The sequence below is a fragment of the Hymenobacter plasmatis genome (assembly GCF_020711255.1).
Taxonomy (GTDB): Bacteria; Bacteroidota; Bacteroidia; order Cytophagales; family Hymenobacteraceae; genus Hymenobacter.
This window is the reverse complement of record NZ_JAJFAW010000002.1, coordinates 194,942-220,008: the sequence shown is the minus strand read 5'-3', so window position 1 is coordinate 220,008 and position 25,067 is coordinate 194,942. Positions and strand designations below refer to the sequence as shown.

The 25,067-nt window shown below is 61.8% G+C and carries 21 protein-coding genes; 9 read left to right on the top strand and 12 right to left on the bottom strand.

The genetic code is table 11. The features are described 5' to 3' along the window. Positions 1-39: 39 nt before the first annotated feature. A complete protein-coding gene (locus tag LJ738_RS02260) occupies positions 40-1,032 on the top strand; it encodes an NAD-dependent epimerase/dehydratase family protein (RefSeq protein ID WP_227784703.1) in 993 nt (330 codons plus the stop codon). Between the two features lie 224 nt (positions 1,033-1,256). Here LJ738_RS02260 and LJ738_RS02255 read toward each other — a convergent pair whose 3' ends face one another. The 3 genes from LJ738_RS02255 to LJ738_RS02245 form a co-directional block, all read right to left on the bottom strand. After that, a complete protein-coding gene (locus tag LJ738_RS02255; RefSeq protein ID WP_227784702.1) occupies positions 1,257-2,063 on the bottom strand; it encodes a DUF475 domain-containing protein in 807 nt (268 codons plus the stop codon). Positions 2,064-2,170: 107 nt separating this feature from the next. Continuing rightward, the gene (locus tag LJ738_RS02250; RefSeq protein WP_227784701.1) at positions 2,171-3,526 is read right to left on the bottom strand and encodes a CitMHS family transporter; all 1,356 of its coding nucleotides are present in this window, start codon (positions 3,524-3,526) and stop codon (positions 2,171-2,173) included. Between the two features lie 282 nt (positions 3,527-3,808). Continuing rightward, a complete protein-coding gene (locus tag LJ738_RS02245) occupies positions 3,809-6,523 on the bottom strand; it encodes a TonB-dependent receptor (RefSeq protein WP_227784700.1) in 2,715 nt (904 codons plus the stop codon). Positions 6,524-6,721: 198 nt separating this feature from the next. Between LJ738_RS02245 and LJ738_RS02240 the strand changes: the two genes are divergently transcribed. Together LJ738_RS02240 and LJ738_RS02235 are read left to right on the top strand one after the other, a co-directional pair. Then, on the top strand, positions 6,722-7,408 hold the full coding sequence (locus tag LJ738_RS02240) for a response regulator transcription factor (protein WP_068191034.1): 687 nt from the start codon (positions 6,722-6,724) through the stop codon (positions 7,406-7,408). 241 nt (positions 7,409-7,649) lie between these two features. Next, positions 7,650-8,927 carry a sensor histidine kinase gene (locus LJ738_RS02235; protein WP_227784699.1) on the top strand — a complete coding sequence of 426 codons (1,278 nt, stop codon included), beginning with the start codon at positions 7,650-7,652 and terminating at the stop codon, positions 8,925-8,927. Here LJ738_RS02235 and LJ738_RS02230 read toward each other — a convergent pair. Continuing rightward, positions 8,924-9,850 (bottom strand): alpha/beta fold hydrolase, encoded by a 927-nt coding sequence (locus LJ738_RS02230; RefSeq protein ID WP_227784698.1) that lies wholly within the window; start codon positions 9,848-9,850, stop codon positions 8,924-8,926. The genes LJ738_RS02235 and LJ738_RS02230 overlap by 4 nt on opposite strands. A gap of 191 nt (positions 9,851-10,041) precedes the next feature. Here LJ738_RS02230 and LJ738_RS02225 point away from each other — a divergent pair, with 191 nt between their 5' ends. Further along, a complete protein-coding gene (locus LJ738_RS02225) occupies positions 10,042-10,782 on the top strand; it encodes a DUF3891 family protein (protein ID WP_227784697.1) in 741 nt (246 codons plus the stop codon). Between the two features lie 41 nt (positions 10,783-10,823). Here the strand turns inward: LJ738_RS02225 and LJ738_RS02220 are convergent, their stop codons facing one another. Next, a complete protein-coding gene (locus tag LJ738_RS02220; RefSeq protein ID WP_227784696.1) occupies positions 10,824-11,648 on the bottom strand; it encodes a DUF6503 family protein in 825 nt (274 codons plus the stop codon). Positions 11,649-11,904: 256 nt separating this feature from the next. Here LJ738_RS02220 and LJ738_RS02215 point away from each other — a divergent pair, with 256 nt between their 5' ends. Together LJ738_RS02215 and LJ738_RS02210 are read left to right on the top strand one after the other, a co-directional pair. Continuing rightward, entirely contained in the window at positions 11,905-12,846 is a 942-nt protein-coding gene (locus LJ738_RS02215) for a YihY/virulence factor BrkB family protein (protein ID WP_227784695.1), read from the top strand. A gap of 206 nt (positions 12,847-13,052) precedes the next feature. After that, entirely contained in the window at positions 13,053-14,243 is a 1,191-nt protein-coding gene (locus LJ738_RS02210; RefSeq protein ID WP_227784694.1) for a hypothetical protein, read from the top strand. An 86-nt stretch (positions 14,244-14,329) separates the two neighbouring features. On the opposite strand, the gene rlmN is transcribed toward LJ738_RS02210, so the two are convergent. The 3 genes from rlmN to LJ738_RS02195 form a co-directional block, all read right to left on the bottom strand. Further along, complete coding sequence (rlmN, locus tag LJ738_RS02205) at positions 14,330-15,412, bottom strand: dual-specificity RNA methyltransferase RlmN (protein WP_227784693.1); 1,083 nt, start codon at positions 15,410-15,412, stop codon at positions 14,330-14,332. A 96-nt stretch (positions 15,413-15,508) separates the two neighbouring features. Then, complete coding sequence (locus LJ738_RS02200; RefSeq protein ID WP_227784692.1) at positions 15,509-16,249, bottom strand: energy transducer TonB; 741 nt, start codon at positions 16,247-16,249, stop codon at positions 15,509-15,511. 172 nt (positions 16,250-16,421) lie between these two features. Beyond that, complete coding sequence (locus LJ738_RS02195) at positions 16,422-16,862, bottom strand: thioesterase family protein (protein ID WP_227784691.1); 441 nt, start codon at positions 16,860-16,862, stop codon at positions 16,422-16,424. Positions 16,863-16,883: 21 nt separating this feature from the next. On the opposite strand from LJ738_RS02195, the gene mnmC2 reads away from it, so the two are divergent. From mnmC2 to LJ738_RS02180, 3 genes are all read left to right on the top strand, one after another. Further along, positions 16,884-17,609 carry a tRNA (5-methylaminomethyl-2-thiouridine)(34)-methyltransferase MnmC2 gene (gene mnmC2 / locus LJ738_RS02190; protein ID WP_227784690.1) on the top strand — a complete coding sequence of 242 codons (726 nt, stop codon included), beginning with the start codon at positions 16,884-16,886 and terminating at the stop codon, positions 17,607-17,609. A gap of 234 nt (positions 17,610-17,843) precedes the next feature. Next, positions 17,844-19,136 carry a DUF2157 domain-containing protein gene (locus tag LJ738_RS02185; protein WP_227784689.1) on the top strand — a complete coding sequence of 431 codons (1,293 nt, stop codon included), beginning with the start codon at positions 17,844-17,846 and terminating at the stop codon, positions 19,134-19,136. After that, entirely contained in the window at positions 19,129-19,704 is a 576-nt protein-coding gene (locus LJ738_RS02180; RefSeq protein WP_227784688.1) for a GDYXXLXY domain-containing protein, read from the top strand. The genes LJ738_RS02185 and LJ738_RS02180 overlap by 8 nt, the downstream gene beginning before the upstream one ends. A 191-nt stretch (positions 19,705-19,895) precedes the next feature. Here the strand turns inward: LJ738_RS02180 and LJ738_RS02175 are convergent, their stop codons facing one another. The 4 genes from LJ738_RS02175 to LJ738_RS02160 form a co-directional block, all read right to left on the bottom strand. Next, on the bottom strand, positions 19,896-20,492 hold the full coding sequence (locus LJ738_RS02175; RefSeq protein ID WP_227784687.1) for a 5-formyltetrahydrofolate cyclo-ligase: 597 nt from the start codon (positions 20,490-20,492) through the stop codon (positions 19,896-19,898). A 127-nt stretch (positions 20,493-20,619) separates the two neighbouring features. Beyond that, a complete protein-coding gene (gene bshC / locus LJ738_RS02170) occupies positions 20,620-22,209 on the bottom strand; it encodes a bacillithiol biosynthesis cysteine-adding enzyme BshC (RefSeq protein WP_227784686.1) in 1,590 nt (529 codons plus the stop codon). A 235-nt stretch (positions 22,210-22,444) separates the two neighbouring features. Beyond that, a complete protein-coding gene (gene rimO, locus LJ738_RS02165; RefSeq protein ID WP_196282794.1) occupies positions 22,445-23,758 on the bottom strand; it encodes a 30S ribosomal protein S12 methylthiotransferase RimO in 1,314 nt (437 codons plus the stop codon). A gap of 130 nt (positions 23,759-23,888) precedes the next feature. Further along, complete coding sequence (locus LJ738_RS02160; protein ID WP_227784685.1) at positions 23,889-25,055, bottom strand: acyltransferase family protein; 1,167 nt, start codon at positions 25,053-25,055, stop codon at positions 23,889-23,891. Between the last annotated feature and the right edge of the window lie 12 nt (positions 25,056-25,067).

Here is a 25,067-nt window from a genome sequence, read left to right as displayed (position 1 = left end):
CAGAATCATTCCCACCGTCCCACCCCACCACTTCCTAGCATGTCTTCCACTCCCGGCGACACTGAAACCACTGTTTTACCCGGCTCCGTGCTGGTAATTGGCGCCTGCGGCCAGCTCGGCCTGGAGCTGGTGGCTGCGCTGCGCCAGCGCTACGCCCCCAACCTCGTGGTAGCGGCCGACGTGCGGCCCCCGAAAAACCCCGACATGCTGGCCGGCGGCCCCTTCGAGCTGCTCGACGTGCTCGACCGCTCGCGCCTCGACAAGCTCATTCGCCAGTACCGGCCCAAGCAGATTTACCACCTCGCCGCGCTACTCTCCGCCACGGCAGAAAAGAACCCGCTCTTCGGCTGGCAGCTCAATATGGACGGCCTGCTCATCGTGCTCGAAGCTGCTGTGGCCCACGGCGTGGCCCAGGTGTACTGGCCCAGCTCCATTGCCGTATTCGGACCCGACACGCCGCGCGAAAACACGCCGCAGGTCACCATCATGAACCCCAACACGGTGTACGGCATCAGCAAGCTGGCCGGCGAGCAGTGGTGCGAGTGGTACCATCGCAAGCACGGCCTCGACGTGCGCAGCCTGCGCTACCCCGGCCTCATCGGCTACAAGAGCTTGCCCGGCGGCGGCACCACCGACTACGCCGTCGATATCTACCACAAAGCCATTGCCGGCGAAAACTACGAGTGCTTCCTCGAAGAAGATACCTACCTGCCGATGATGTACATGCCCGACGCGCTCAAGGCCACCTTGGACCTGATGCACGCCCCGGCCGACCAAATCAAAGTGCGCACCAGCTACAACCTGGGCGCCATGAGCTTCTCGCCGGCCGAAATCACGGCCAGCATCCAGAAGCACATCCCCGATTTTCAGGTAACCTACAAGCCCGATGGCCGCCAGCAAATCGCCAATTCCTGGCCCGCCAGCATCGACGATTCCAAGGCGCGTCAGGACTGGGGCTGGCAGCCCGATTTCGACCTCGACAAGATGACCGAGGACATGCTGGTGCACCTGCGCGAGCTGCAGCCGGCATAAGCCGTCGGCAAAAGTCCAAAAGCAAAAGTCCGAAAGCAGAAGTAGCCGAACGATAAGATAGCCGAACAATAAGAAGAACGGTCATGCTGAGCGCAGCCGAAGCATCTCTACCGCGCAACTAACTTAATTATTTGGTTTGCTATTGCGGTAGAGATGCTTCGGCTGCGCTCAGCATGACCGTTCTTTTTTATTAGCAATTACTGTTTATCAACAATATCTGCGCATTAAGCAGCTTTGGCTTTTTCGGCTTCTTTGGCTTCCGCAATCCGGTTGCCGCCGGGCCGCTGCGGCACGTTGAACAGCATCGACGTAGCCCACGGCACCAGGAACACGGCCACCGTGAGCACGGTGAGGGCCACGTCGGCGGTTTCGCTTTCCAGCGCCTCGCTCAGCGGGTGGCCCGGCAGAAAGTGGGCCACCAGCGAGAGCACCAGCTTCAGCCCAAGAATGCCGATAACCACAAAGGCGGCGGTTTCCAGAAACGGGTAGCGGCCCATGAGCAGCACGAACGCCTGCGCCACCAGCCGCATGGCCAGAATGCCGATAAACACGCCCACTACCACCAGTATCAGGTTGTTGGTGAAGGCGACCACGGCAAACACGTTGTCGATGGAAAAGGCCAAATCCATCAGCTCAATCAGCGCCACGGTGGCCCAAAACTTGCCAAACAAGCCCAGCGTGCGCTTGTAAATCCAGCTTTTTTCCTTGTCCACGGTTTCCTCGTCGTGCGAAGGGCGGGCCTTGAAATGGTCGTACACCAGGTACAGCAGGTACAGGCCGCCGAGGGGTTTCAGAAACCAGAACTTGATGAGGAAGGAGGCAAACACGATGCACACCCCCCGAAACACGTAGGCCCCGATGATGCCGTAGCGTAGGGCCTTCTGGCGCTGCTCCTTGGGCAGGTCACCCACCATGGTGGCCAGCACCGCGGCGTTGTCGACCGACAGCAGGCTTTCGATGATGACCAGGTTGCCCACAATGGCCGCCGAAGCCATCGGGTTGTCAAGAATTTGCTGGATGTATTGGTTCATGGGCAACGGGTAGAAACTGAGCCGGCCACCGGCCACCTCACGGAGGAGGTAAGTGCTTAAAAAGCCACCGACAAATATTGTTCAGGGGCGCAACTGAACTTGGACGGCTACCAGGAAATAATGCCCAGCAGCAGCGAAGTTATCAGCATCACGAGCACCGTGCCGCAGGCCCACTTGAGGGTGAAGCGCTGGTGGGCCGCAAACTCGACCCCCGCCAGCCCCACCAGCAGGTAGGTGCTAGGCACCAACGGGCTGAGCAGGTGCACCGGTTGCCCCACCAGCGAGGCCTTGCCCATGGTAGCGGCCGGTATTCCGAATTGGGCGGCTGCTTTGGTAAAAAACGGCAGGATGCCGAAGTAAAACGCGTCGTTCGACATAAAGAACGTGAGCGGCGCGCTCACCACCCCGGTCAGCACCGGGAAGTGCGGCCCCAGCTCGGCGGGCACCAGCTGGACAAACGTCTGGGCCATGGCATCCACCATGTGGGTGCCGCTGAGAATGCCCGTGAAAATGCCGGCCGCAAACACCATCGCCGCCACCGACAGCGCGTTGCTGGCATGCGCCGCAAACCGCTGCCGCTGCTGGCTCAGGTTGGGGTAGTTGAGCACCGCGGCCAGCGCAAATGCCAGCATAAACAGCACCGGCAGCGGTAGCAATTCGCGCACCAGCGCCACCATCAGCCCAATGGTGAGCAGGGCATTTACCCACAGCAGGCGGGGCCGGCGCAGGGCCTTCTCCTCGGGCGAAAGCGTCAGGTCCATGGCTTCGTCAGAGTCGCCCACGGGGGTGGGCAGGCCCGCCGCAAGGCCCAGTACGGCCGTTTTCTTTTTGGAATCGGCGGCCTGGTGCAGGCCAAGGCGCTTGCGCTCCTGCTGCCCAAAGCGCCAGGCCACGTAAAACACCCACACCAGCCCCGCGCCCATGGCCGGAATCAGCGGGTTGAAGAGCTGGGTGCTGTCGAGGTGCAGCGCGCTCATGGCGCGGGCCGTGGGGCCGCCCCAGGGCAGGATGTTCATCACGCCGCCCACCAGCATGTTCATGCAGGTTAGTATCAGCGGGTTGATGCCCAGACGCCGATACAGCGGCAGCATGGCCGTAACCACGATGATGTAGGTAGTGGCGCCGTCGCCATCCAGCGACACCAGCAGGGCCAGCAGCGCCGTGCCCACTATGATTTTGAGCGGGTCGCCGTGGGCCACGCGCTGAATGCGGTTGATAACCGGGTCGAACAGCCCCGCGTCCGTCATTAGCCCAAAGTACAGGATGGCAAACACCAGCATGATGCCGGTAGGGGCAATGTTTTTGATGCCGTCTAGCATCATTGGCCCCATGGTGGCGCCGAAGCCGGTGGCCACCGCAAACACCACCGGCACCAGCAGGAGCGCCGTGATGGCCGAAAGACGGTTCGTCATAATCAGCACCATGAAGGTGAGAATCATGGCAAAGCCAGCAAGTGCGAGCATGACGTGGGTGGGATTTGGGAGTTGAGGGTAGAAAGGGTGCCGCTAAGGCGTTGTTAAGCCAAAAATGACTCTATGCCAAAAAGAACGTCATGCTGAGCTTGTCGAAGCATCTCTACCGCTTTGTTGCGGGGATGCTCACCAACCAGACCACTGCGAGTTATTTGCCTCATTCGTTGCAGCGAATGGTTTACTCTCGTGGTAGAGATGCTTCGACAAGCTCAGCATGACGTTCTTTTTGAGCGGCTAGTGTTCAGTCGTTAGCTCAACTAGCTCAACCAGCTACTAGAAGCTGAAGCGCAGCGCTGTGAAGTAATACGCACCCATGAAGCCGAACTGCGAGGTGAAGCGCGTGTAGGGCGTCTGGCCCGAGGCCGTGAGCGAAGGGAAGGCAATCTGGTCGGGGTACACGTTGAACAGGTTGTTGGCGCCCAGCGTCAGGCCGATGCGCGGCGTGAAGCTATAGGTCACCGAGGCGTCGGTGATGATTTTGGCGGAGAAGGTCTGGTCCAACTCGGGCGTGGTCTGGATGGCGGTCACTTCGCCGAAGCGGGTGGCGCGCACCAGGCCTTCGATTTTCTTGTAGCGGTAGTTGGCCGAGCCGATGAACTTGGAGCGCGGTTGGGCCTTCTCAATCAGCCCAATCATCACGCGGTCGACCAGCGGGGTGCCGAGGCTGGAGAGCTTGGCGGGGCTGCGTACTTCGCCCTGTACCTTGGTTTCGTTCAGGGCCATGGCCAGGTTCAGGCCCACTTCCTGGTCGCGGTCCATGCGCTTGCGGTAGCTGGCCACCACGTCGAGGCCGCGGGTGCGGGTATCCAGGGCGTTGGAGAAGAACTGCACCTGAGCAAAGCCGGAGCCGGCAAACGTGGGCGCCAGGGCTGGCTTGGTGGCGTCGAGCTGGCCCGAAATCACCACCCGGTCGGTGATGTCAATCTGGTAAGCATCGGCCGTGAACACGAGGTCGGGCGTGACCTGGGCCGTCAGGCCGAGGTTGTAGTCGAGCGTGGTTTCGGCCTTGAGCTTGCCCACGCCGAGGGCCTGCACGTAGGGGTTGTCGTTGCGCAAGTGGGCGATGGGGTAGGAATCGAACACGCCGTTGAGGGTCAGCCACTGGGCGTCGGCGTAGTTGGAGTAGTAGAGCTGGTGCATCGACGGGGCCCGGAAGCCGCGGTTGATGGAGCCGCGCACCGAAAACAGGTCCGTGAACTTGTAGCGGGTCGAAACCTTGCCGCTCACGTTGGCCCCGAAGTCGGAGTAGTTTTCGAAGCGGCCGGCCACGCCCACCAGGAATTTGTCGCTGATGTCGCTGAGCACGTCCACGTACACGCCCACGTTGTTGCGGGTGCGCTTCACGGCGTTGGCCGTGCCAATGCCTTCGCGGCCGCTGCTGCCCACATCGGCCACGCCGGGGTTCACGGGGCCTTTTTTCCAGGAGGCTTCGTCGCCGGCCAGCAGCTGGTACTGCTCCACCCGGAACTCGCTGCCGTAAGCCAGACTCAACGACTTGAGGCCGCTTACTTCAAACGATTTCGAGACGTTCACATCGGCCAGGGCCTGGCCAAATTTGTTGGTGCCGGTGTAGAAGTCGGTGGGCGAATTGCTGCCGTACGAGGGGTTTACCGTGTGGTTGGCGTAGGTCTTGATAACGTTCTGGCCGAAGCCGGCGCTCAGGTCCACGTTCCAGCCGCCGGCCGTTTTGCTGCGCACGCCCACCGTAGAGGCCACGTCCTGTACTGTGGCCGGAAACACGGGGTTGTAGCCATTGGGGAATAGCGAGAGCACCGCGCGCGACTTGTTGCTGGGGTTGCGGAAGAAGCCATAGGCTATCATATCCTTGTAGGAATACCCGCCGAAGGAATAGAGGCGCCACTTGTCGCCAAGGGCCACCTCGCCGTTGTAGAAAAACTGGCCCATGGTGTTTTTGGCCGTGCCGTAGGTGGTCACGTGGCGGTTGAAGCCGTTCACGGCCACCAGCGAGTCGTCTTTGCGCTGGTTGGAGTTGTACACGCGGCCGGTGTAGTTGCCCGAGCGGTCGGTGGGGTCGTTGTGGTGGCCCTGGGCCGTGAGGTTCAGGAAGCCGTCGCGCTTGCCCACGGGCAGGCCAAAGTTGATGCCCGTGTCATAGGTGGCGCCGTCGCCCTTGGCCGTGATGCCGTAGTTGCCGGTGACCACGCCGCCGCGCGGGTTTTTCTTAAGCACAATATTCACGATGCCGGCAATGGCGTCGGAGCCGTACTGGGCGGCCGCGCCGTCGCGCAGAATCTCCACCCGCTCGATAGCCGCCGTGGGAATGGCGTTCAGGTCGGTGCCCACCGAGCCGCGGCCCACCACGTTGTTCACGTTCAGGGCCGAAGACTGGTGGCGGCGCTTGCCGTTCACGAGCACCAGCGTCTGGTCGGGGCCGAGGCCGCGCAGGGTGGCCGGGTCCACGTAGCTCGTTACGTTGCTGATGGCGTGCTTGGTGGAGTTAAAAGAAGGCGCCGTGAAGTGAATCATCTGGCCCAATTCGGTCTGGCCGGTTTTGGTGATTTCCTTGGCCGTGAGCACGTCCACGGGCACGGGCAGGTCCACGTTGGTGCGGGCTTCGGAGGCCCGGTTGCCCACCACAATCACGTCGGCGATAGTGTGGGTGGTGGTTTTCATGGGCACGTCGAGCGTGGTGGCGCCGGCCGGTACCTCTATTTCGCGCAGCTCGTAGCCCACGTAGGACACCACGAGCACGTCGCCGTCTTCTACTTCCAGCGTGAAGGCGCCGTTGGCATCGGTGGTGGTGCCGCGGTTGGTGCCTTTCACGGCCACCGAGGCGAAGGCCAGCGGCGACTGGTCGGTGCCGTCAAGGATGCGGCCGGTGAGAGGGCGGCGGGCGGCGGGGTGCTCTACGCCGGTGGAGCTGATGGCGGCGGCCGTAGCCGCGGGCGCCGGCCCAACGACCAGTTGCGCGGCCAGCAGCAGCCCGGCGCCTTTGGTCCAGTTCAGGTAAGGTAGGCGTGCGTTCATGGAAGTAGTGGTGAGGTGGGAATGATTATGTGAATTGGATAGCGAAGGTGCCCGTCGATTTAGAATACATTTAGAATAATGGGCCTTTTGCTCAAAAAATCGTTTGCGGAAAAAATTGAGCCGTGGAAGGAGCGGGACCGGACCCGTATAAATGCTGCTACCTTGCCGGTCCTTTTCATCTCCCTTTCCGCCCCTGGCATGAAACTGCTTCTCGTCGAAGACGAACCCGAGCTGCTGGCCAGCGTGGTGAGCTACCTGCAGGCGCAGCACTACGTGTGCGAAGTGGCGACCACCTACGACCAGGCGCAGGAGAAAATGCTGTTGCACGACTACGAGTGCATCGTACTCGACCTGACCCTGCCCGGCGGCGACGGCCTCGACCTGCTGCGTGAGCTGCAACGCCACCAGAAAGCGGCCGGCGTCATCATCACCAGCGCCCGCGCCGCCGTCGATGACCGCATCACCGGCCTGGAACTGGGCGCCGACGACTACCTGCCCAAGCCCTTCTACCTGCCCGAGCTCAGCGCCCGCATTGCCGCGTTGGTACGCCGCCGCCACTACCAGGGCACCAACCTGCTGCAAGTAGGTCTATTGAGCGTGGACGTATCGGCCCGCCGCGCCAGCGTTGCCGCCCAACCGCTCACCCTCACCCGCACCGAATTTGATTTGCTGCTGTTGCTGCTGGCGAACCAGGGCCGCGTCATCACCAAAGGCGCCATTGCCGAGCACCTCTCCGGCGACGTGGCCGAGCAGTTCGATACGTACGAAAAGGTCTATGCCCACGTCAAAAACCTCAAGCGCAAGCTGACTGAGGCAGGCGCGCCGAATTATATTCGAATGGTGTACGGGTTGGGCTACCGCTTCGACCCCAACCCGGCTACGTGACCCACAAGAACTTCATGCAGAGCGGAGCGTCTTTACTGCTTCGTTACAATCGTCTGTCATGCAGAGCGCAGCGAAGCATCTTATCAGGTTAGCACGACTCTTTCAACTGTGATAAGATGCTTCCTGCGTCAGCATGACAAATGGCGCGAGCGAGATGCTTCGCTCCGCTCTGTATGACAACTTGCGCTGCGTTATGACCTACCATAGTAAGCTAGTTTCCAGTCAGAATTGACCCAAACTCATGAGGCTGCTGGCCCGCACCACCGTCTTTTTCCTGCTTTATGCCAGCGTGGTGGCGGTGGCCGGCACGTTCGTGTACTATGAGTTCATTCGCAAAATCTACTACGTCTACGTCGACCGCACCCTGAGCCGGCGCAAGCTGCGCGTGGAGAACGACTTACGATTGTACCTGCGCACGCCCGCTGACCTTACCTTTTGGCACCAGCTCGACCACAACGTGGAGTTTGTGCCGCTGACGGCACCCGGGCCGCCAGCTGCGTTCAGCGTGCGGATGATGTACAACCAACTCGTTGGGAAGGCAGTACCCTATCGCCAGCTGGCAGCGCCGGTGCAGTTCCAGGGGCGGCCCTACCGGCTGGAGCTGCGCACCACCATGCTCGAGAGCCAGGAGCTGCTGGCGCGCATTGTGCAGGCCGGGGCGCTGCTGTTTGGTGTGTTGCTGGTGGGGCTGTTGGTGTTGCAGCACTTCCTGACGCGGCGGCTGTGGGCTCCCTTTTATCAGACTTTGGGCGAACTCCAGCGCTACAAACTCGACCAGCACCAACCCCTGAGCCTGGCCCCCACGCGCATTCCCGAGTTCAAAGAGCTCAATTCGGCCCTGAGCCGGGTGTTGAACCGCAACCAGCGCATCTACCACCGCCAGAAGGAATTCACCGAAAACGCGGCCCACGAGCTGCAAACGCCATTGGCAATCCTGCGCACCAAGCTCGACATGCTGGTGCAAGTACCCGGCCTCACCGAAGAGCAGGCGGGCCACATCGAGCCGCTGCTGGACGTGACGCAGCGCCTCACGCACCTCAGCCGCAGCCTGCTGCTATTGGCCCACCTCGACCAGCAGCTGTTTTTCCCTTCCGAAACGGTGGACCTGGCTGCCGTCATCCGCACGCAGCTGGGGCAGCTACGCGAGCAGCTCGAAGCGGCCAACCTCACGCTGGTTGCCGAGGGTCTGGCGCCCACGCTCACCGTAGCAGCCAACCGCTCGCTCATCGAAATCCTGGTGAGCAACCTGCTCAGCAACGCCATCCGGCACAACGTGCCCGGCGGCGAGCTGCGCGTCCTGCTCACGCCAGATGAGCTCACGGTGCAAAACACCGGCCGCCCCCACGCCCTGCCCGCCGATCAGCTTTTCGTACGCTTCCGGCCCGGCCCCGAGCGGCCGCCGGGCAGCGTAGGGCTGGGCCTGGCCATTGCCCGGCAGATTTGCGACACCTACGGCTTCCTGTTGAGCTACCACTACGATGCCCCGGGCCGGCATTCCATGCGGGTGCGAATTCATTAGCCCGGGCAGGGTGGCCCTAGCAGCGCGCGCGTTTCTTCTAAAATCGCAGCCCAATTTTCCAGGTACAGCATGTGGCCTTGGCCTGCCAGTAGCTTAATGCGGGCCAGAGGTATGCGGCTGGCTAGGTAAGGAATGTTATCGGGCGCCCACACGCCGTCGCCGGTGCCGTGCCAGATGGTGGTGGGCGCTTGCACGGCCTCAATGGCAAAGCCCGGCGGGCGGCACCAGGCCTGGGCATCGTCGAACACGCCGCGGCCGTGGTGCGCAAAGCCCTGCACGGCGGCATCGCGCAGCAGCTCCCGATACCCGGGCTTTGCGGTCACGGCCCGCTCGGCCGAGCGCATGAGGCGGATAAACCAATCGATGGTGCGGTCGGGGTGGCGGGCCCACTGCCGGCTGAGCCACAGAAAGGTGGTGCGGTTTAGCCAGGGGAAAGCTATCTGGCCCCAGTGCAGGAATTTCCAGGTGCGGGTGAGGTGCCGGTACGCCGCGGGCTCGCCCAGCGGCAGGCAGGTGCTGAGCAGCTGCACGGCTGCCACCCGCCCGGGGTAGCAGGCCGCCAGCGCCAGCGCGTGCACCCCGCCCACCGACCAGCCCATGGTGGCCACCGGCCCAGCAATGCCCAGGGCATCGAGCGCGGCCACCACATCGGCGGCAAACGACGGAAACGTGAGCGGCCGGCAGACGCTGGAGACGCCCACGCCGGGCCGGTCGGGGGCCAGCAGCTGCAGTTGCAGGCGGTCGAGCAGGGCCACGGTGGGCGGCAGCTCCAGGCTGGAGGACCCGAAGCCGTGATGAAACACCACGGCCTGGTGGGCTGGGTTGCCGTAGCGCGTCAGGCCCAAGGTGCGGCCATCGGGTAGCCCAACGGTGAGCGGCGTAAAAAGGGCTTGGGTGGAGCTGGGTCCACGGGCGTTGGGCATGGCCGGGATACGGTGGGCTGGCGGGCGGGTTGGCAACGGCCTTTTTCTTCGGTGATACTTGGTAATGACGCTGCGGCTGCCGGCCCTTGTAGTTGAGCTAAAACCGGCCACGCCGGCGCGGCCCCCACACTGCGGCAACCCCTTGGTGGCCTTTCCAGTTGAAAGGTGGCTGCTCAAGCGTTTTGCGTTCCATGATAGTTAATTCCACTCCTGCCGGCTGGCAGATTATTTATCAGCAGGCCCACGCCCTGCTCGCGGCGCAGCTCGCCTGGCTGTGGCCGCCCACCCTCGCCCCCGACCGCTGGGTGGGCCTGCTGGCCGCCGCCGCCCAGCACGACGACGAGCAGGAAGAATGGTACAAGCGCGGCGGCCACCACGGCCTGACGCCCGCCGGCGCCCCCGCCAACTTCACCCAGAAGGAATTCTCCATGGCCCAGGCCCGGGGCGTAATGGCCGCCGCCCGCTACCAGGGGCAGTGGCGCAGCCTGCTCACCAGCATGCACCTGAGCTGCCTCTACGAAAGCCTACGGGGCAGCACCCCGGCCATCACGGGCTTTCTCGACGAGCTGCGCGCCGGGCAGCAGCAGTGGCGCCGGGCCCTGAAGGTGAAGAAAGAAGAAGCCCAATCGGCCTACGACCTGCTGCACTGGACCGACCGCCTGTCGCTTATCCTGTGCCGGGGCGAACTGCCCGAAATGGGCCGCTCCCTCGAAATCAGCCGCGGGCCCGATGGGCAGCGCTACGACGTGCGCCAGCCCCACCCGGGCGGCCCCATCCACATAGAGCCCTGGCCCTTTGTGCTGGACGAGGCAGAAGTAACCGTGGAAGCAAGCGTGCTGACGCAGCTACAGTATAGCGACGATGCCGAGCTGGCGGCTGCCCTACGCGAGGCCCCTATAGAAACCCTACGCTGGACGCTGCGCCGGGCTTAAGGCTACGGCTAGAAAATGGCTGGGCGGCTGGCAGGTGCTGCTTATTTGAGTTTGGCAACCGGCGTTTTGCTCGTCATTACGTCGGCGGGCAGGGTCTGGGCGGCGGCGATATTGTCGAGGCGGCTGGGCTTGGCGGCTTCGCTGCGGCCGGCGGCCAGCAGGATGCTGCCGTGCTTTTCGTACTCGTTCCAGCGGCGGCGGAAGGCCGGTTGCGCGTCGGTGGCATTGGCGAAATATGCCCACTCATCCACGAGGCCGGTGGCGCGGTTTACCAGCACTTCGTAGCGGTTTTGGGGCGTCACGCCCACGTTTTTGAAGGTCATCTGCAGTACGTCTGCCACGGCGCCGTCCATGGTTTTGGCTTCGCCCTTGTAGGTGAGCGTCACGCCCGAATCCTTGAGCTTAAACGGCATGAGCAGCCAGTAGGAGTTGTTTATCCAAATGGCGGGCAGCCGCTCGAGGGTCTTTTGGCCGGCGGGCGTGGCCGAGATGTCCTGGCCCCGGCTGTAGACGTGGCCCTGCTTGGTGTTTAGGTTGAAGTTGGCCACGAGCGAATCTTTTTCCCAGTGGAAGTCGCCGGTGTACTTGTCCCAAATCTGGTACTGCCCCCCAAAGAAGCTCCAGGCCAGAAAGCGGGTGTTGCGCCAGTTGTCGTAGCCGCCCATTTCGCGCATCACGCGGTCGGCTATGGCCACGGCTTTGGGGTCGGAGCCGGCCAGGTCGAAGCCTTCGGCGGCCGGGTAGGACACCGCCAGCCCGCCTTTGGTCTTCACTTTTTGCTTCTGGGCCTGGGCCGGACCGGCCAGCAACAGCAGGCCAAATGCGGCAAACAGAAACACGTGCACCAGGCGGGTAATGGAGAACATAAGCGGGATTGAGTATGAGTAAAAGAAGCGCGATTGGGCAGCAAGATACGAGCAAGGCGCACGGAATAGGCGCTTCGGTTCCAGCTGAATTTGGCTTGCCTCAGGGCCTACGCTGCCCCGCTCAGCGCCTTAGTACAGGGCCGGTGCCCGGCGGCTGGGCCAACGCGGCTGCGCGCCGGCCGTACTAGTGGCAATAATCCTGGTTTTCGCTGCTTAAAATTTCCGCTGCATGGCACATTACAAGTTTTCCGATGTTGTGGCTGTCCTCAAATCGTCGGCCTCGGAATTCAGCAACAACAACTCCTTCCGCCACGCGGCGGCGCTTTCCTACTACACCATTTTTTCGTTGCCGCCGCTGCTGCTCATCGTCATCACGGTGGCCAGCGCCGCGTATGGCGGCGAGGCCCTCACCGGGCAGATTTACGGCCAGCTGAAAGGGCTGGTGGGCCCCGATTCGGCCAAGTTTCTACAAGACAGCATTGCCAAGTTTACGCTGCAGCAGCGCGGCCCCATCGCCACTACCATTGGCGTGGCCACGCTGATTTTTGCGGCCACTACGTTTTTCGTCACGCTACAAGAGAGCATCAACGACATCTGGAACCTGAAGGTGAAAACCGAGGGCATCGGCATTGGCGCTTTTATCAAGCAGCGGTTTCTGTCCTTTGGCCTCATCCTGAGCGTGGCCTTGCTGCTGCTCATTTCCTTTGTGATAAGCGCGGTGCTGAGCGCCTTCACCGGCTGGCTGCAGCAGGTACTGCCCATGGTGGGCGTGGTAGCCATCCAACTCGTCGATTTTGCGCTGTCTTTGGGCGTCACCACGCTGCTGTTTGCGCTAATTTACCGGTTTCTGCCCGATGCCATTATTCGCTGGAGCGACGTGCTCATCGGGGCCTTCATCACGGCGCTGCTCTTCGTTATCGGTAAGTTTCTTATCGCCTTCTACATCGCCAAATCTGACCCGGGCTCGGCCTTTGGGGCGGCGGGCTCGGCCATTGTGCTGCTGCTGTGGGTCAACTATTCCTCGCTCATCATCTTCTTCGGGGCTGAGTTTACTCAGGAATTTGCCGACATGTTTGGCCAGAAGGTGCAGCCCAAGGCCCACGCCGTGCGCGTGCGCTTGCAGGAGTTTGCACCCGGCGAATCGCACGAAGAAATTGCCACTGGGCGCCCGCGTTCCACCGGTAGCTGGCGTTCTTAGAAGTCCCCGGGATTTTTAGAATGTCCTTTTTTTCGTGTGAGTTGAGCTGGCTGAGCGGAAGCAAATAGCCGGCTGCGGGGCATAGAGGCAATTTGCGGCTGAGGATTGGGCTGCTTTGCCAGCGCGCCAAAAGTCCTCTGATTCAATATTTGGCATTGCGGCGATATGGGGATATAAAGCCATCTTTGGGGAAACCAAACTCCTCAATGAATAAATCTCTACGTTCGCTTTGCCTGGGCTCCGCGCTGGGCTTGTTCGGCCTGCCAGCCCTGGCTCAAACCCCCGCCGAGCGGGTCTTGGTGGTGAGCCCTACCGTGGGCGAGGTTATCGACGGCGGCGAGAAGGCCCGTTTTGGGCTGTTTCCCACCTACGCGGCCGACAACTTCGTAGAAGCCCGCTTCATGCGCTCCCTAACCCCGGACAGCGCCATCACGCTGCGTGCCCGCCTGCGCGACGGCCGCCTGGATGCCCGGCCGTATTCCGAAGCGGAGTTTCTGGCCGTGCGCGAGGCAATAGCGCGCCGCGTGCAGGAGTTGGGTGCCCAGGCCACCGCTCCGGCGGCCGTTGCGGCGGTGCCGCAAGCAGCCAACCCGCCTGTCAGCACCAAAGCAGTCCCCGAAATCATTGGCCGCACCTACAGCGTGGAACTGCTGTCGGGCAGCTCGTTCAATGGCATTCTGCGGGCTAGTAATGCGCAGGAGCTGGAGTTCGAAACCAAAGACCTGGGCCTGGTCAAAGTGCAGCGGGCCAACCTGAAGCGGCTGGAGCTGCTCACGGAGCAGCAAGCCAAAAAAGGCTTCCAGGACGTAGGCAACGGCACGCGCCTGCTGTTTGCGCCCACGGCCCGCAACCTGCGCCGCGGCGAGGGCTACGTGCAGGACATCGAAGTCTATTTCATCGGCGCTAACTACGGCATCACCGATAATATTTCGCTCGGCGTGCTGGTGCCGATAATACCCTTCGTGGCGGGCAAAGCCATTGCTATCACGCCCAAAGTGAGTGTGCCGGTGAGCGAAAAATTCCACGTGGGCGTGGGCGCGCTCTACGCCCACATCTCGGCATTTGGCGAGAGCGCCGGCGGCGGCATTGGCTACGGCGTGGGCACCTACGGCACCGCCGACGACAACGTGACGCTGGGCGTGGGCTATGGCTTCACGAGCCGCGGCGAAACCAGCAGCAGCCCCTTGGTGGTACTGGGCGGTGCCAAACGCATTTCCAACTACGTGTCGCTCCTCAACGAAACGTACATCTACGATGGCGGCGCGCTCGGTCTCGTGGGCGGGCGCTTCCATGCCAAGCGCTTTAGCGGCAGCCTAGGCTTTGTATACGGCAGCAACGTGGGCGGCATTTACCCCGCCTACCTGGAAGCCTCGTACCGGTTTGGTAAAAACAAGTAGCCCAACGACGGCATTTCACATCAAAAAGCCCGCTTTTCGAATAGAAGAGCGGGCTTTTTGATAAAAATTGAGCTGAATCTAGTGGCCTAGGCAGCCACGTCGCTTTTCTCCTTCACGGCCAGCTGCCCGCAGGCTGCGTCAATGTCCTTGCCGCGCGAGCGACGGATGTTGGTTTGCACGCCGCGGTCGGCCAGGTACTTGTGGAAGGCCGTGATTTTGTCGTCGGCCGCGTTCTGGTAGTCGGCGTTTTCGATGGGGTTGTACTCAATCAAATTTACCTTGCAGGGCAGCCACTTCGCGATTTTGAAGAGGTGCTCGGCGTCGTCCAGCCCGTCGTTGAAGCCATCGAACACGATGTATTCGTAGGTGACCTTGCGGCCGGTTTTCTCGTGGTAATACTGCAGGGCTTCCTTCAGCGCGGCCAGGGAGTTGGCCTCGTTGATGGGCATGATTTCGTTGCGCTTGGCATCGGTGGGCGCGTGCAGCGACAGGGCCAGGTTGGCCTTCACATCGTCGTCGGCCAGCTTCTTAATCATCTTGGCGATGCCGGCCGTGCTGATGGTGATGCGGCGCGGGGCCATGTTCAGGCCATCGGGCGCGGTGATGCGGCGCACGCTTTCCACCACGTTGGCGTAGTTGAGCAGGGGCTCGCCCATGCCCATATACACGATGTTGGTGAGCGGCGTGCCGTACTGGCTTTCGCACTGCTCCCGGATGCGTACCACTTGGTCGTAAATCTCGGCCGCGTCGAGGTTGCGCTTGCGGTCCATGTAGCCGGTGGCGCAAAACTTACACGTAAGCGAGCAGCCCACCTGGCTCGAGATGCAGGCCGTCATGCGGGTGTCGTGCGGAATGAGCACGCCCTCCACAATGTTGCCGTCGTAGAGCTTAAACGCCGATTTGATGGTGCCGTCGTTGCTGAGCTGCTTGTTCTGCACCGTCACGCCGTTTATCACAAAGTGCTGGTCCAGCAACTCGCGCGTTGCCACCGAGATGTTATTCATCTCCTCAAACGTGGCGGCAGTGTTCTTCCACAACCACTCCGTCACCTGCTTGGCGCGGAACGGCTTCTCGCCGTGCTCGACCATAAAGGCCTTGAGCTCGTCGGGGGAGGTTTTGCGGATGTCACGTTTCTTAAAGGTGGGGGCGAGGGGCAGTTCCAGAAGCATAGCGCAAAAATACAACCGCTCAGGGCGTTGAGTTCCGAAAGCCGATAAATATGCCTTAATGCCCTCCGAATTCTTTGGTTCGCACCGTCGTTTTGGTCATTTGTCCGGTGCTAGCAAGGTCAGTTGTAGCCGCATGGCCACCCGCTTGCCATTGGCGAAGGCGGGGGCTACGCGGGGCAAATTGCGGGCCGCCTGTGCCAAGAGTGCTAGGCAGGCCGGCGGCAAATCCTCTTCTTCCTGTACCGCTACGGCGTCGCCATATTCGGCGCGTAAGACATCATATTCTTTAGGGTCGTGTTGCACACGTTGCACATCGTACAGCGTACCTCCCGGGCCTACCGTCACCAACAGCCCAAGATTCGTGCTGGGCACGAAGCAGCCGCTTTCGGCCCGAAGGCGCAGGTACTCCGCATTCAAATCGGCCGCCAGCCCTTTGTAGCCTAGTTTTCCTTGATAAATCGGCATTTGCTCGACCGCCGTATACAGTTGTAAGGAGTCGGCGGCGGGGACCGGGCGTTTGCTGCGCGCCAGCCGTGAAAGCCCATCAAGCTGAAAGGTGATGGGGGCGGTGAGCACACACGCCACAGACTTGCCAAATTGTACACCCGGTGCTAGCCGCGGCAGCTGCCTCACGGCCTGTACCACGGCAGAGTCTGTGTCGGCCTCCAGGCTGCGCATAATTTTAACCCGTCGCACACTCCCGTCGGGTGCCACTACAAAGCTTACCTCGCTTTGCCCCTGAATGCCGTAACGCAGCGCTCGCATCGGGTATTTAACGCGCTGCTGAATGGCGCGGACCAAGCCGGCTTGCCCACCGCCTTCCGATAGTTCAGGCATTTTAAAAGAAGTTTCTGAACGGCCAGGGGCCGGCGACGCCGTTTGGGCTACGGAAGCCGAGGTCGCAAAAAGAAGAAGGATTCCCGGCAGAAATCGCTGGTGAGGGCCGCATAAAGTGCGCACAAACAAGAGCATGCAATGGGTAGAAAAGCGTGAATCTTCAAAAGTAAGCTTAATGAATAGCAGAGTAGCCCACTTGGGCCGCCAATTCCACCGGGAGCAGCCGCAGCTTGCGATTGTTGTAGTCAAAGCAGAGCATGCCGGTTTTGGCGCGGGCTATTTCTTTGCCGGCCTGGTTGTGCACGTGGTATACCACGTCGAAGCCGTACTTGCTGGGGTCAGCGGCGGCCATTTCGATGCGCAGTACGTCGCCGTGAAACGCCTCGCCTTTGTACTCCACAGCCACATCCACCATGATGAGACCGAGCTTTGAAACGGGGTCATAATCGTTCTGCATCCCCAGCGAGCGCAGGAAATGCACCCGCGCTTCGTGCAGCAGGCCCAGCAGCGCGTCGTTGCCGAGGTGGCCGCCGTAGTTGAGGTCGGTGATGCGAACGGGGATTTCGGTGGCGAAGGAGAAGGTATCGGGCAGAGCTACTTTTATGCGGGCCATATTTTTAATGAATAGCTAAGAATGAATAATGAAGAATTATTCGAGGGGCCAAAGGTAGAGGTGCGCCTCACGCACGACGGCTCGGCCACGCTTTATGTGCCGGCGCTGGACGAGCAGTACCACTCGCGGCACGGCGCGCGCCAGGAGTCCGAGTTTGTCTACATTCAGGCCGGGCTGGCGCCGCTGCTCGCCTCCGGCGCCGGGCAGCCCGGCCGGCCGCCGGTGCGCCTGCTCGAAGTTGGGCTGGGCACTGGGCTCAACGCCCTGCTGACGTTGCGCAGTGCTCAGCAAGCCGGCGTTGTCGTGGCCTACGATGCCCTCGAAACCCTGCCGCTGCCGGCTGCAGTAGTGGCTGCGCTGGCTCCTGAGTGGGAGGCGCAGCCGGGCGAGGCCGGCCGCTGGTTCCGGGCGCTACACGCCGCTCCGTGGGGCGAGGCGCACCCGCTGGCACCGGAGTTCTGCCTCACCAAGCTACACCGGCCCTTGCAGGAAGCTGCATTGTCCACCGCCCACTACGACTTGATTTATTTCGATGCCTTTGCTCCCGAAAAGCAGCCGGAGCTGTGGGAAGAGGCCATTTTTCGGCAGCTCTACGCCGCTGCCGCGCCGGGTGCGGTGCTGGTGAGCTACTGTGCGCAAGGCCAGTTTCGGCGCAACCTGAGAGCGGCCGGCTGGCTCACCGAAAAGCTGCCCGGCCCGCCCGGCAAGCGGGAAATGACGCGGGCTAGAAAGGCGCTAGCAGCCTAAAACAAAAAGCTCCCCTCCTTACTAAGGAGGGGATGTTCGAGCCGAAGGCTCGGACGGGGGTGGTTGAGCCGTTGAACGATACTCGTACGACACCCGAACAATGTCAACGCAAGTCGTTAAACGATCCAACCACCCCATCTCAACTTAGCAGTTGAGCATCCCCTCCTTGATAAGGAGGGGAGTTTTTCTTTCTTTACACTTCCTTTCGCCTTTTCACGACTTTACCACTCCCCGTTGTCCCGCAAATTCCTCGAAACCGAAGGCCCCGCTTGGGTTGCCGAAGGCCTCATCAGCGAAGAGCAGCGGCAGAAATTGCTGGCCCGCTACCCGCCCGAAGCGCAGGCCCTGGGCTTGCTGCCGCTGCTGGGCAGTGTATTGGTGGGCCTCAGCGCGCTGAGTGTGGTGGCCGCCAACTGGCAGGCCTTGCCCGATGTGCTTCGCCTGGCCATAATGCTGGGCAGCCTCACGGGCTCCTACGCCGCCGGGGCGTACTTCCTGCGGCGCGGCAACCCCGATTTGGGCCACGGCCTCATTGGGCTGGGGCTGATTCTGTTCGGGGCCAGCATCATTCTCACCAGCCAGCTCTACCAGCTTGTAGGCTACGACGTGAGTGGCCTGGTGGCCTGGGTGGTGGCCGGCGTGGCCCTGAGCTACGTGTACGGCTCGCGCCTGCTGGTATTGCTCACGGTGGTGATTGGCGCCGCCGTGCAAACGTATTGCGTGGAGTCGCTGGGCAGCTTTAGCTACGCCACGGCGGTAATGGTGGCAGGCGGCATGGGCTACTACTGGTGGCGCCGCCCCGATGTGGTGAGCAGCACGGTGCTGGCGGCGGGCCTGCTCTGGCAAATTGGGCTGCTCATCATTGTGCTGCACGCCAAAATCACCTGGTTTTTTGTGCCAACCATGTTGGTTTACGCCGCTGGCGACTGGCAGCCCAACCGGCCCGGGGGCCGGGCCCTGCAGGGCCCCCCGCTGGTAGCCGCGTACCTGTTCATGTTTGGGCTGGCCACTTTTGGCGAAACCGATACCTATGCCAACGTGCTGCGGCCGCCGCTACTGCCGTATCTGGGGGCGCTGGCGGTGGTGCTGGCGCTGTCTGTAGCCGGCAAGCGGGCCCGCGGCCGGCTCGACACTTTGCTTGACTGGTTGCTGCTCCTGCCTGGTTTCTACCTGCCGGGCGGGCTGCCGCTGGCGGTGGCTACGTTGGTTGTGCTGTATGCGCACGCGGGCTCGGTGCTGGCCCGCGCCCATCGCGACGAAGACCCCGAGCAGCTTACCATCGGGGCGGTGCTGTTTGTGGTAGCGACCATGGTGGCCTACTTCAAGCTAACCTGGGCGTTTCTGGATAAGTCACTATTCTTCCTGCTAGGCGGCGTACTGCTGCTGAGCTTGAGCTGGTACCTGCGCCGCCGCAATGCCCAGGTGCTGGCCGCAGCTACGCCCCCGCCTACACCCGCACCGAATTCGGCCGACACTTCCGCCACGCCTTCGGCGCCCACCCCGGAAACCCCACCTCGCAATGCCTAACCTGCTGACCTGGTTTTCGGACCCCAAGCGCCGCCGGCCGCTGCTGCGCCTGCTGGTAGCGGCACAGGTGCTCTACGTGTTGGGAGTGGCCGGGGCGGGCTATGCCACGGCTGCTTTCGGCCAGCACATCATCCTGGCCACCACGCCCATCGACCCGCGCGATTTGCTGTATGGCGACTTCGTGCGCCTGCACTACGCCATCAGCGAGGCGCCGCTGCGCCTGTGGCACGATGCAGCCCAGCCCCCACGCCGCAGGCAGGGCGTATTTGTGCTGCTGGCTCCCGGCCCCGATAGCCTCAGTACCGCAGTGGGGGTTTATCCCAAAGCGCCCCGGCCCGGCCCCGGCCAAGTGGTGCTGCGCGGCTGGGTCACCAACGTGTACCGCACGTCCTTCGGCCTGCGCTACAACCTGGAGCGCTACTACGTGCCCGAAGGCAGTGGCCTGCGCCTGGAAAAGTTGGGCCGCCTGCATCCGCTGCGTGTGCGCGTCAGTATTGCCCCCTGGGGCCAGGCCCGCATTGCCAAGGTTGAGGAAGTGAAGGCGCCGGGTGCCCCGGCCAGCCGGTAAAAGCGTGTCGTGCTGATGGTGGAACGTCATGCAGAGCGCAGCGAAGCATCTTATCGCCGCTGAACGATGCAGGTGTGATAAGATGCTTCCTTCGTCAGCATGACAGACGATTATTGACAGCCGATTGAATTAGTAATGAGGTAAAGATGCTTCGCTTCGCGCTGCATGACGGACCGCGCCTTCAACCACCGCTAAAACCGCCACACCCCACCAGGCGTCAGGTAGGCGTGCAGAGGAATATCAGTAGGCAGCACATCGGCAATTCGGGCAACGGGCGCATCATCTAGTACGCTTACGCCGATGAAGCTAGTATTCGGGCCACATTGGGCTAAAAAACGGTCGTAAAAGCCTCCGCCGTAGCCCACACGGTGGCCGGCTTCGTCTACCGCTAGCAGCGGCACCAGCACGGCATCAAAAGCTGCTGGCGAGACTTCGGTGGCAGCTGCCGCCAGGGGCTCAGGAATGCCCCAGCGGTTGTCTTGAAGCGGCGTGTTGGGCGTGAGCTCGTAGTGTTTCAGCGAAATGCCATCGGATTGCACTACCGGTACTGCCAGCCGGACGCCCAGCTTCTCGGCCCAAATGCGCTGAATAATAAGCCAGGTGTCGGGCTCATTATGGCGGGCCAGCGGCAGAAACACGTGCAGCCAGCGCCAATGCGCCACCGGGAAATGCTGGAAAAACTGTTCGCAAAGCCGCTGGCTGAAGCGGGCCACCTCCGGGGCTGGCAAGGCGGCTCGCCGGACTAAGGCTGCGCGGCGCAGGGCAGCTTTGCGATGGTCGGGGTTCATGGGCAGGTGCGAGCAGCCGGGATGCCGTAAGTCCCGAGCCTGAACAAAGAAACTGATGCGGAGCTGCAACTCCAGCAACAGTGCCGCGGCAGGTACCCTGTGGAAGCTTGGGTTGCTTGCTTTTCCGCTATTCCTCCAGCACCGTGAATTCCAGCTTCAGCGGCTCAAACGCAACCATCAGGTCCTGAATAAACTCCGGGTTGTTAATCAAGATGCTTAGCACATTGTCGGTGCGCTCCTGCAGGCCACCGCCGGGAAAGAGCTTGTCTTTGAGGTGGGCGAGCTGCGTGAAGGCCGTTTCGTGCTTCATTTCGGCCGCTTTGCTCAGGCGTTTTTCGAGGCCGGCAAGGCCAGCGGCTGCTTTCTGGGCTTCGGCGGCCACGGTGCGCACCAGGGTAGGGTCGAGGCGTTGGGCCACTTCCTGCACCTGCTGAAAGGCCGCGGCCAGCGCCTGCTGCTGCTCTTTCAGGCTGATTTCTTCCTGACCCAGTGCGGCGCCCACCTGCTTTTTCAGCTCGGGCAGCGGCCGGAAAATCTCCCGCCAGGTGAGGCCCAGCTTCTTGAGCTTGCCCGCATTGGGCCGGCTGATGTATTCGGCCGAATTGCGGGGCAGCACAATGGGCATGGGCACTCCAAACGCCGCAAACACGTCCTTGAGCTGAAACCAGTACGCCACCTCGGCCGCTCCGCCGATGTACACCAGGTTGGGCAACAAAATCTCTTGGTACACCGGCCGCAGCACCACATTGGGGCTGAACCGCTCGGGGTGCTTCCGCGCCAGGGCCAGCAACTCTTCCTGGCTGTGGCAGCGGGCCGTGTTCCGGATGGTCACCTCCACGCAGTCGGCGCCGCTGGCGTCGGGCTCCAGCCGCTCGCGCTTGCCCTCGTCGGTGATGTAAAACAGGTTGATGGGGCGCGAATACACCTGGGGCTTGTAGCCCGCGGCGGTCAGGCGGGCGTTGGTGGCCTGTACGGCGGCGTTGGAAACCTGCTCCTTGATTTCTTTCTCCAGCAGCGGCACCAAGGCTTGTTTCAGATTGGGCCGGTCGGCATCCAGCGTCACCAGGCCGAACTCGCCAAACAAAGAATCGGCCAGCCGGCGCGTGGCCTCGGCCAGGGTCTTGGACTCGGCGTAGGCCTTGTGAAAGGCGGCCGGCACCTCGGGCGGCAGCTGGTTGAGCAATTGCTCGGCAAAGCCGTCGAGCGGCAAGCGGCCCACCGGGCCGCCGGTGTTCGGCGAGTCCCAGGAATAGGTTTTGCCGAAGAGGGTGAAGTGGTTGATTTCGGCGAAATCGTGGTCCTCGGTGGCCATCCAGTACACCGGCACAAAGTCGTACTGCGGGTAAGCCGCCTTCAGCTGCCGGCTCAACTTGATGGCGGTCACGATTTTGTAGATGAAATACAGCGGCCCCGTGAGTACGTTGAGCTGGTGCCCGGTCGTCACGGTAAACGTGGTGGGTTCAGCTAGCAGCAGCAGGCTGTTTTCAATGGCCGGCTCCGGGTCGGGCGCAAAGCCGTACTGGTCGCGCAGGGCGGCCACCAGGCGCTTGCGGGCCTCGGGCGTGTAAGTAGCCTTCTTCTCCTCAATCTGGGCCGCAAAGTTTTCCAGTGACGGCCAGCGGTTGTAGAAGGGCGCCAGCGCGGGCTTCTCGGCAATGTAGTCGGTCAGGAGGCCGGAAAACGCGCCGGTTTCGGCGTAGGATAGTGTCTGAATCACGGATTTAAGCGGATTTGGCGGATTTCACGGATTTTCAAGAATTCGGGTCCGGAAAGCGAAGGTCGGGGTTAAACAAAAAAGGCAGCCTCTTGGCTGCCTTTTGAGCATTTAAATATTGGGCAAGCCGCGCAGGTCATCACCAGGCCAAGGGAAGCGCTGGCGAAAAATTGAGCTGAAAGCCAGCCAAACGCCAATACCAGAAATATATCCTGGGCTGCCTTAGTCGGCCCTTGGGCTAAACGAGGTGGCCGTATAAGTCAAAGTCCGTGGCCGAGGTAATTTTCACGTTCGCAAAGTCGCCGAGGCGCACAAACGTGTCTTTTTCCACCGGCACCAGCACTTCGTTGTCCACTTCAGGTGAGTCAAACTCGGTGCGGCCCACGAAATGGCCGCTTTCCTTGCGGTCGAACAGCACCTTGTAGGTCTGGCCCACGCGGGCTTCGTTCAGCTCCATCGAAATGCCCTGCTGCAGCTCCATGATGGCGTCGGCGCGCTCCTGCTTCAGCTCGGCGGGCACGTCGTCCACCAAGGTGTGCGAGTGCGTGTTTTCCTCGTGCGAGTAGGTGAAGATACCCAGGCGCTCGAAGCGCGTCTGCTCCACGAAATCGTACATCTCGCGGAAATCCTGCTCGGTTTCGCCGGGGTGGCCGGCGATGAGCGTGGTGCGCAGGGCAATGCCCGGCACCCGCTGCCGAATGGTATCGACCAGCTCAATGGTGCGGCGCTTGGTGATGCCGCGGCGCATGCTCTTGAGCATGTTGTCGGAGCCGTGCTGCAGGGGCATGTCGAGGTACTTGCAGATGTTTTCGCGCTCGGCCATCACGTCCAGCGCATCCAGCGGGAACTGCGAGGGGTAGGCGTACTGCAGGCGAATCCAGTCGATGCCGTTCACGTCGGAGAGGTTGCGGAGCAGGTCGGCCAGCTTGCGCTCGCCGTAGGCTTGCAGGCCGTAGTAAGTCAGGTCCTGAGCAATGAGAATCAGCTCCTTGGTGCCCATGCTGGCCAGGCGCTTGGCTTCCTTCACTAGGTCCTCGATGGGACGGTCTACATGCTTGCCACGCATCAGCGGGATGGCGCAGAACGAGCAGGGGCGGTTGCAGCCCTCCGCGATTTTGAAGTAGGCGTAGTGGCGCGGCGTGGTGATGAGGCGCTCGCCAATGAGCTCGTGCTTGTAGTCGGCGTTGAGCACCTTCAGCATCTGGGGCAGCTCCAGGGTGCCGAAGTAGGCATCTACCTGGGGGATTTCTACCTCCAACTCGTCCTTGTAGCGCTGCGAGAGGCAGCCCGTCACGTAGAGCTTGTCGAGGCGGCCGGCTTCCTTCTCATCCGCGTAGCGCAGGATAGTGTCGATGCTTTCCTGCTTGGCGTTGTCGATAAAGCCGCAAGTATTGATAATCACAATGTTGGCGTCCGACTGCTCGGCTTCGTGGGTTACGTCGAAGTCGTTGGCCTGGAGCTGGCCCATCAGCACTTCGCTGTCCACTATGTTCTTGGAGCAGCCCAGGGTAATGACGTTTACTTTGTTGGTGGTTTGATTTCTAACCTTCATGAATCACGATTTTGTCGAAATGCGAGCCTAGGAGGCAGATTTCGTAGGGGTAGCGGGCCGCCCGTTGGGGATGGAATAAAAGTCTGGATAAAATACGCCCGGGGTGGGCAGTCCTTTTGGGGCTACAAATTTACGACGTAGCCAGTCCCCGCCCACCGGTGAGCGTAGCATAAATGCCTGGCACCGCCCACCGTAGCAGCGCACCCACTCCCACGCTCACCAAGATTACCAGCAGCGGCAGGACGAGGTAGGTCAGCAAATGGACGTGCGGCACCGCGGGTGCATAGCGCAACGCCAGTTCGGTAGCATAGTTCACAAACGGCACGTGTAGCACATAAATCATGAACGAAAACCCCGTCAGCCAGCGAAACCAACCCCGGGCCATGCACCAGCGCACCAGCCCATTCAGCCCAAACCAGGCCGTGAGCATGCCGCTGATTTCGCCTAGTTTGTGCAGGGCCAGCATCAGCACGGCCAACGGCACCGAAAACGGTGGGCCGGCATGAAACGCCAGCCAGGTTTTTACCACCGTGGCGCCCACCCACAGCGCGGCCACCAGCCCCGGCCGGAACCAGGCCGGCGGCGCCAGCACGTTTTTATCCCGCAGTGCCAGCCATACGCCCAGCCCAAAAAACAACAACCCTTCGCCCTCGACCAAGGGAAGCGGCACCATGAAAAACCACAACAGGCCCGCCAGGCCGAAGTAAATGCCCGGCCGCCGCAGCACCGCAATTCTGAGCCAGGGATAAGCCAAATTATACACCAGCAAGCTGCGCAAAAACCACAGCTGGAACGGCGCCGGCATCACCAGCCAGCGCTGCACCAGCTCGCCCACGGAGTACTGGCTGAGCAGCTGCCGGGGCCAGAACGGGCTGATTTCGGCGTCGATAACGGCTTGGCGCGTGATTGGGAATTGCTCCAGCGCCCACAAGGCGCCCAGCCACAGCAGGCTCCAGAGCAAATAGGGGAGGCCCAGCGTGCGCAAGCGCCGCCGCACCCGCGCCCCGTGCGGTTCGTGGCCTTCGCGCCGGGCAAAGAGATAGCCCGAAATGGCAAACAGGATGGGAATGCGAAAACGCAGCAGCCCATTGGCCAGGAAATATTGCAGCCACGTGCCGGCCGTGAGCGGCTCCTGCACCGGCGTAAAGGGCTGCAGGTAGCGCGGGTGCAGGTTGTAGGCATGCACGTACACCAATAGCAGCATGGCTACCAAGGACCAAAATTTTAGCTTCTGGCTAAGAAACGGGTCAAGGCGGGTGGGGGCGGGAACGGGCTGGGCAAGGGGCATGCTGCTCATGATGCAAAAAAG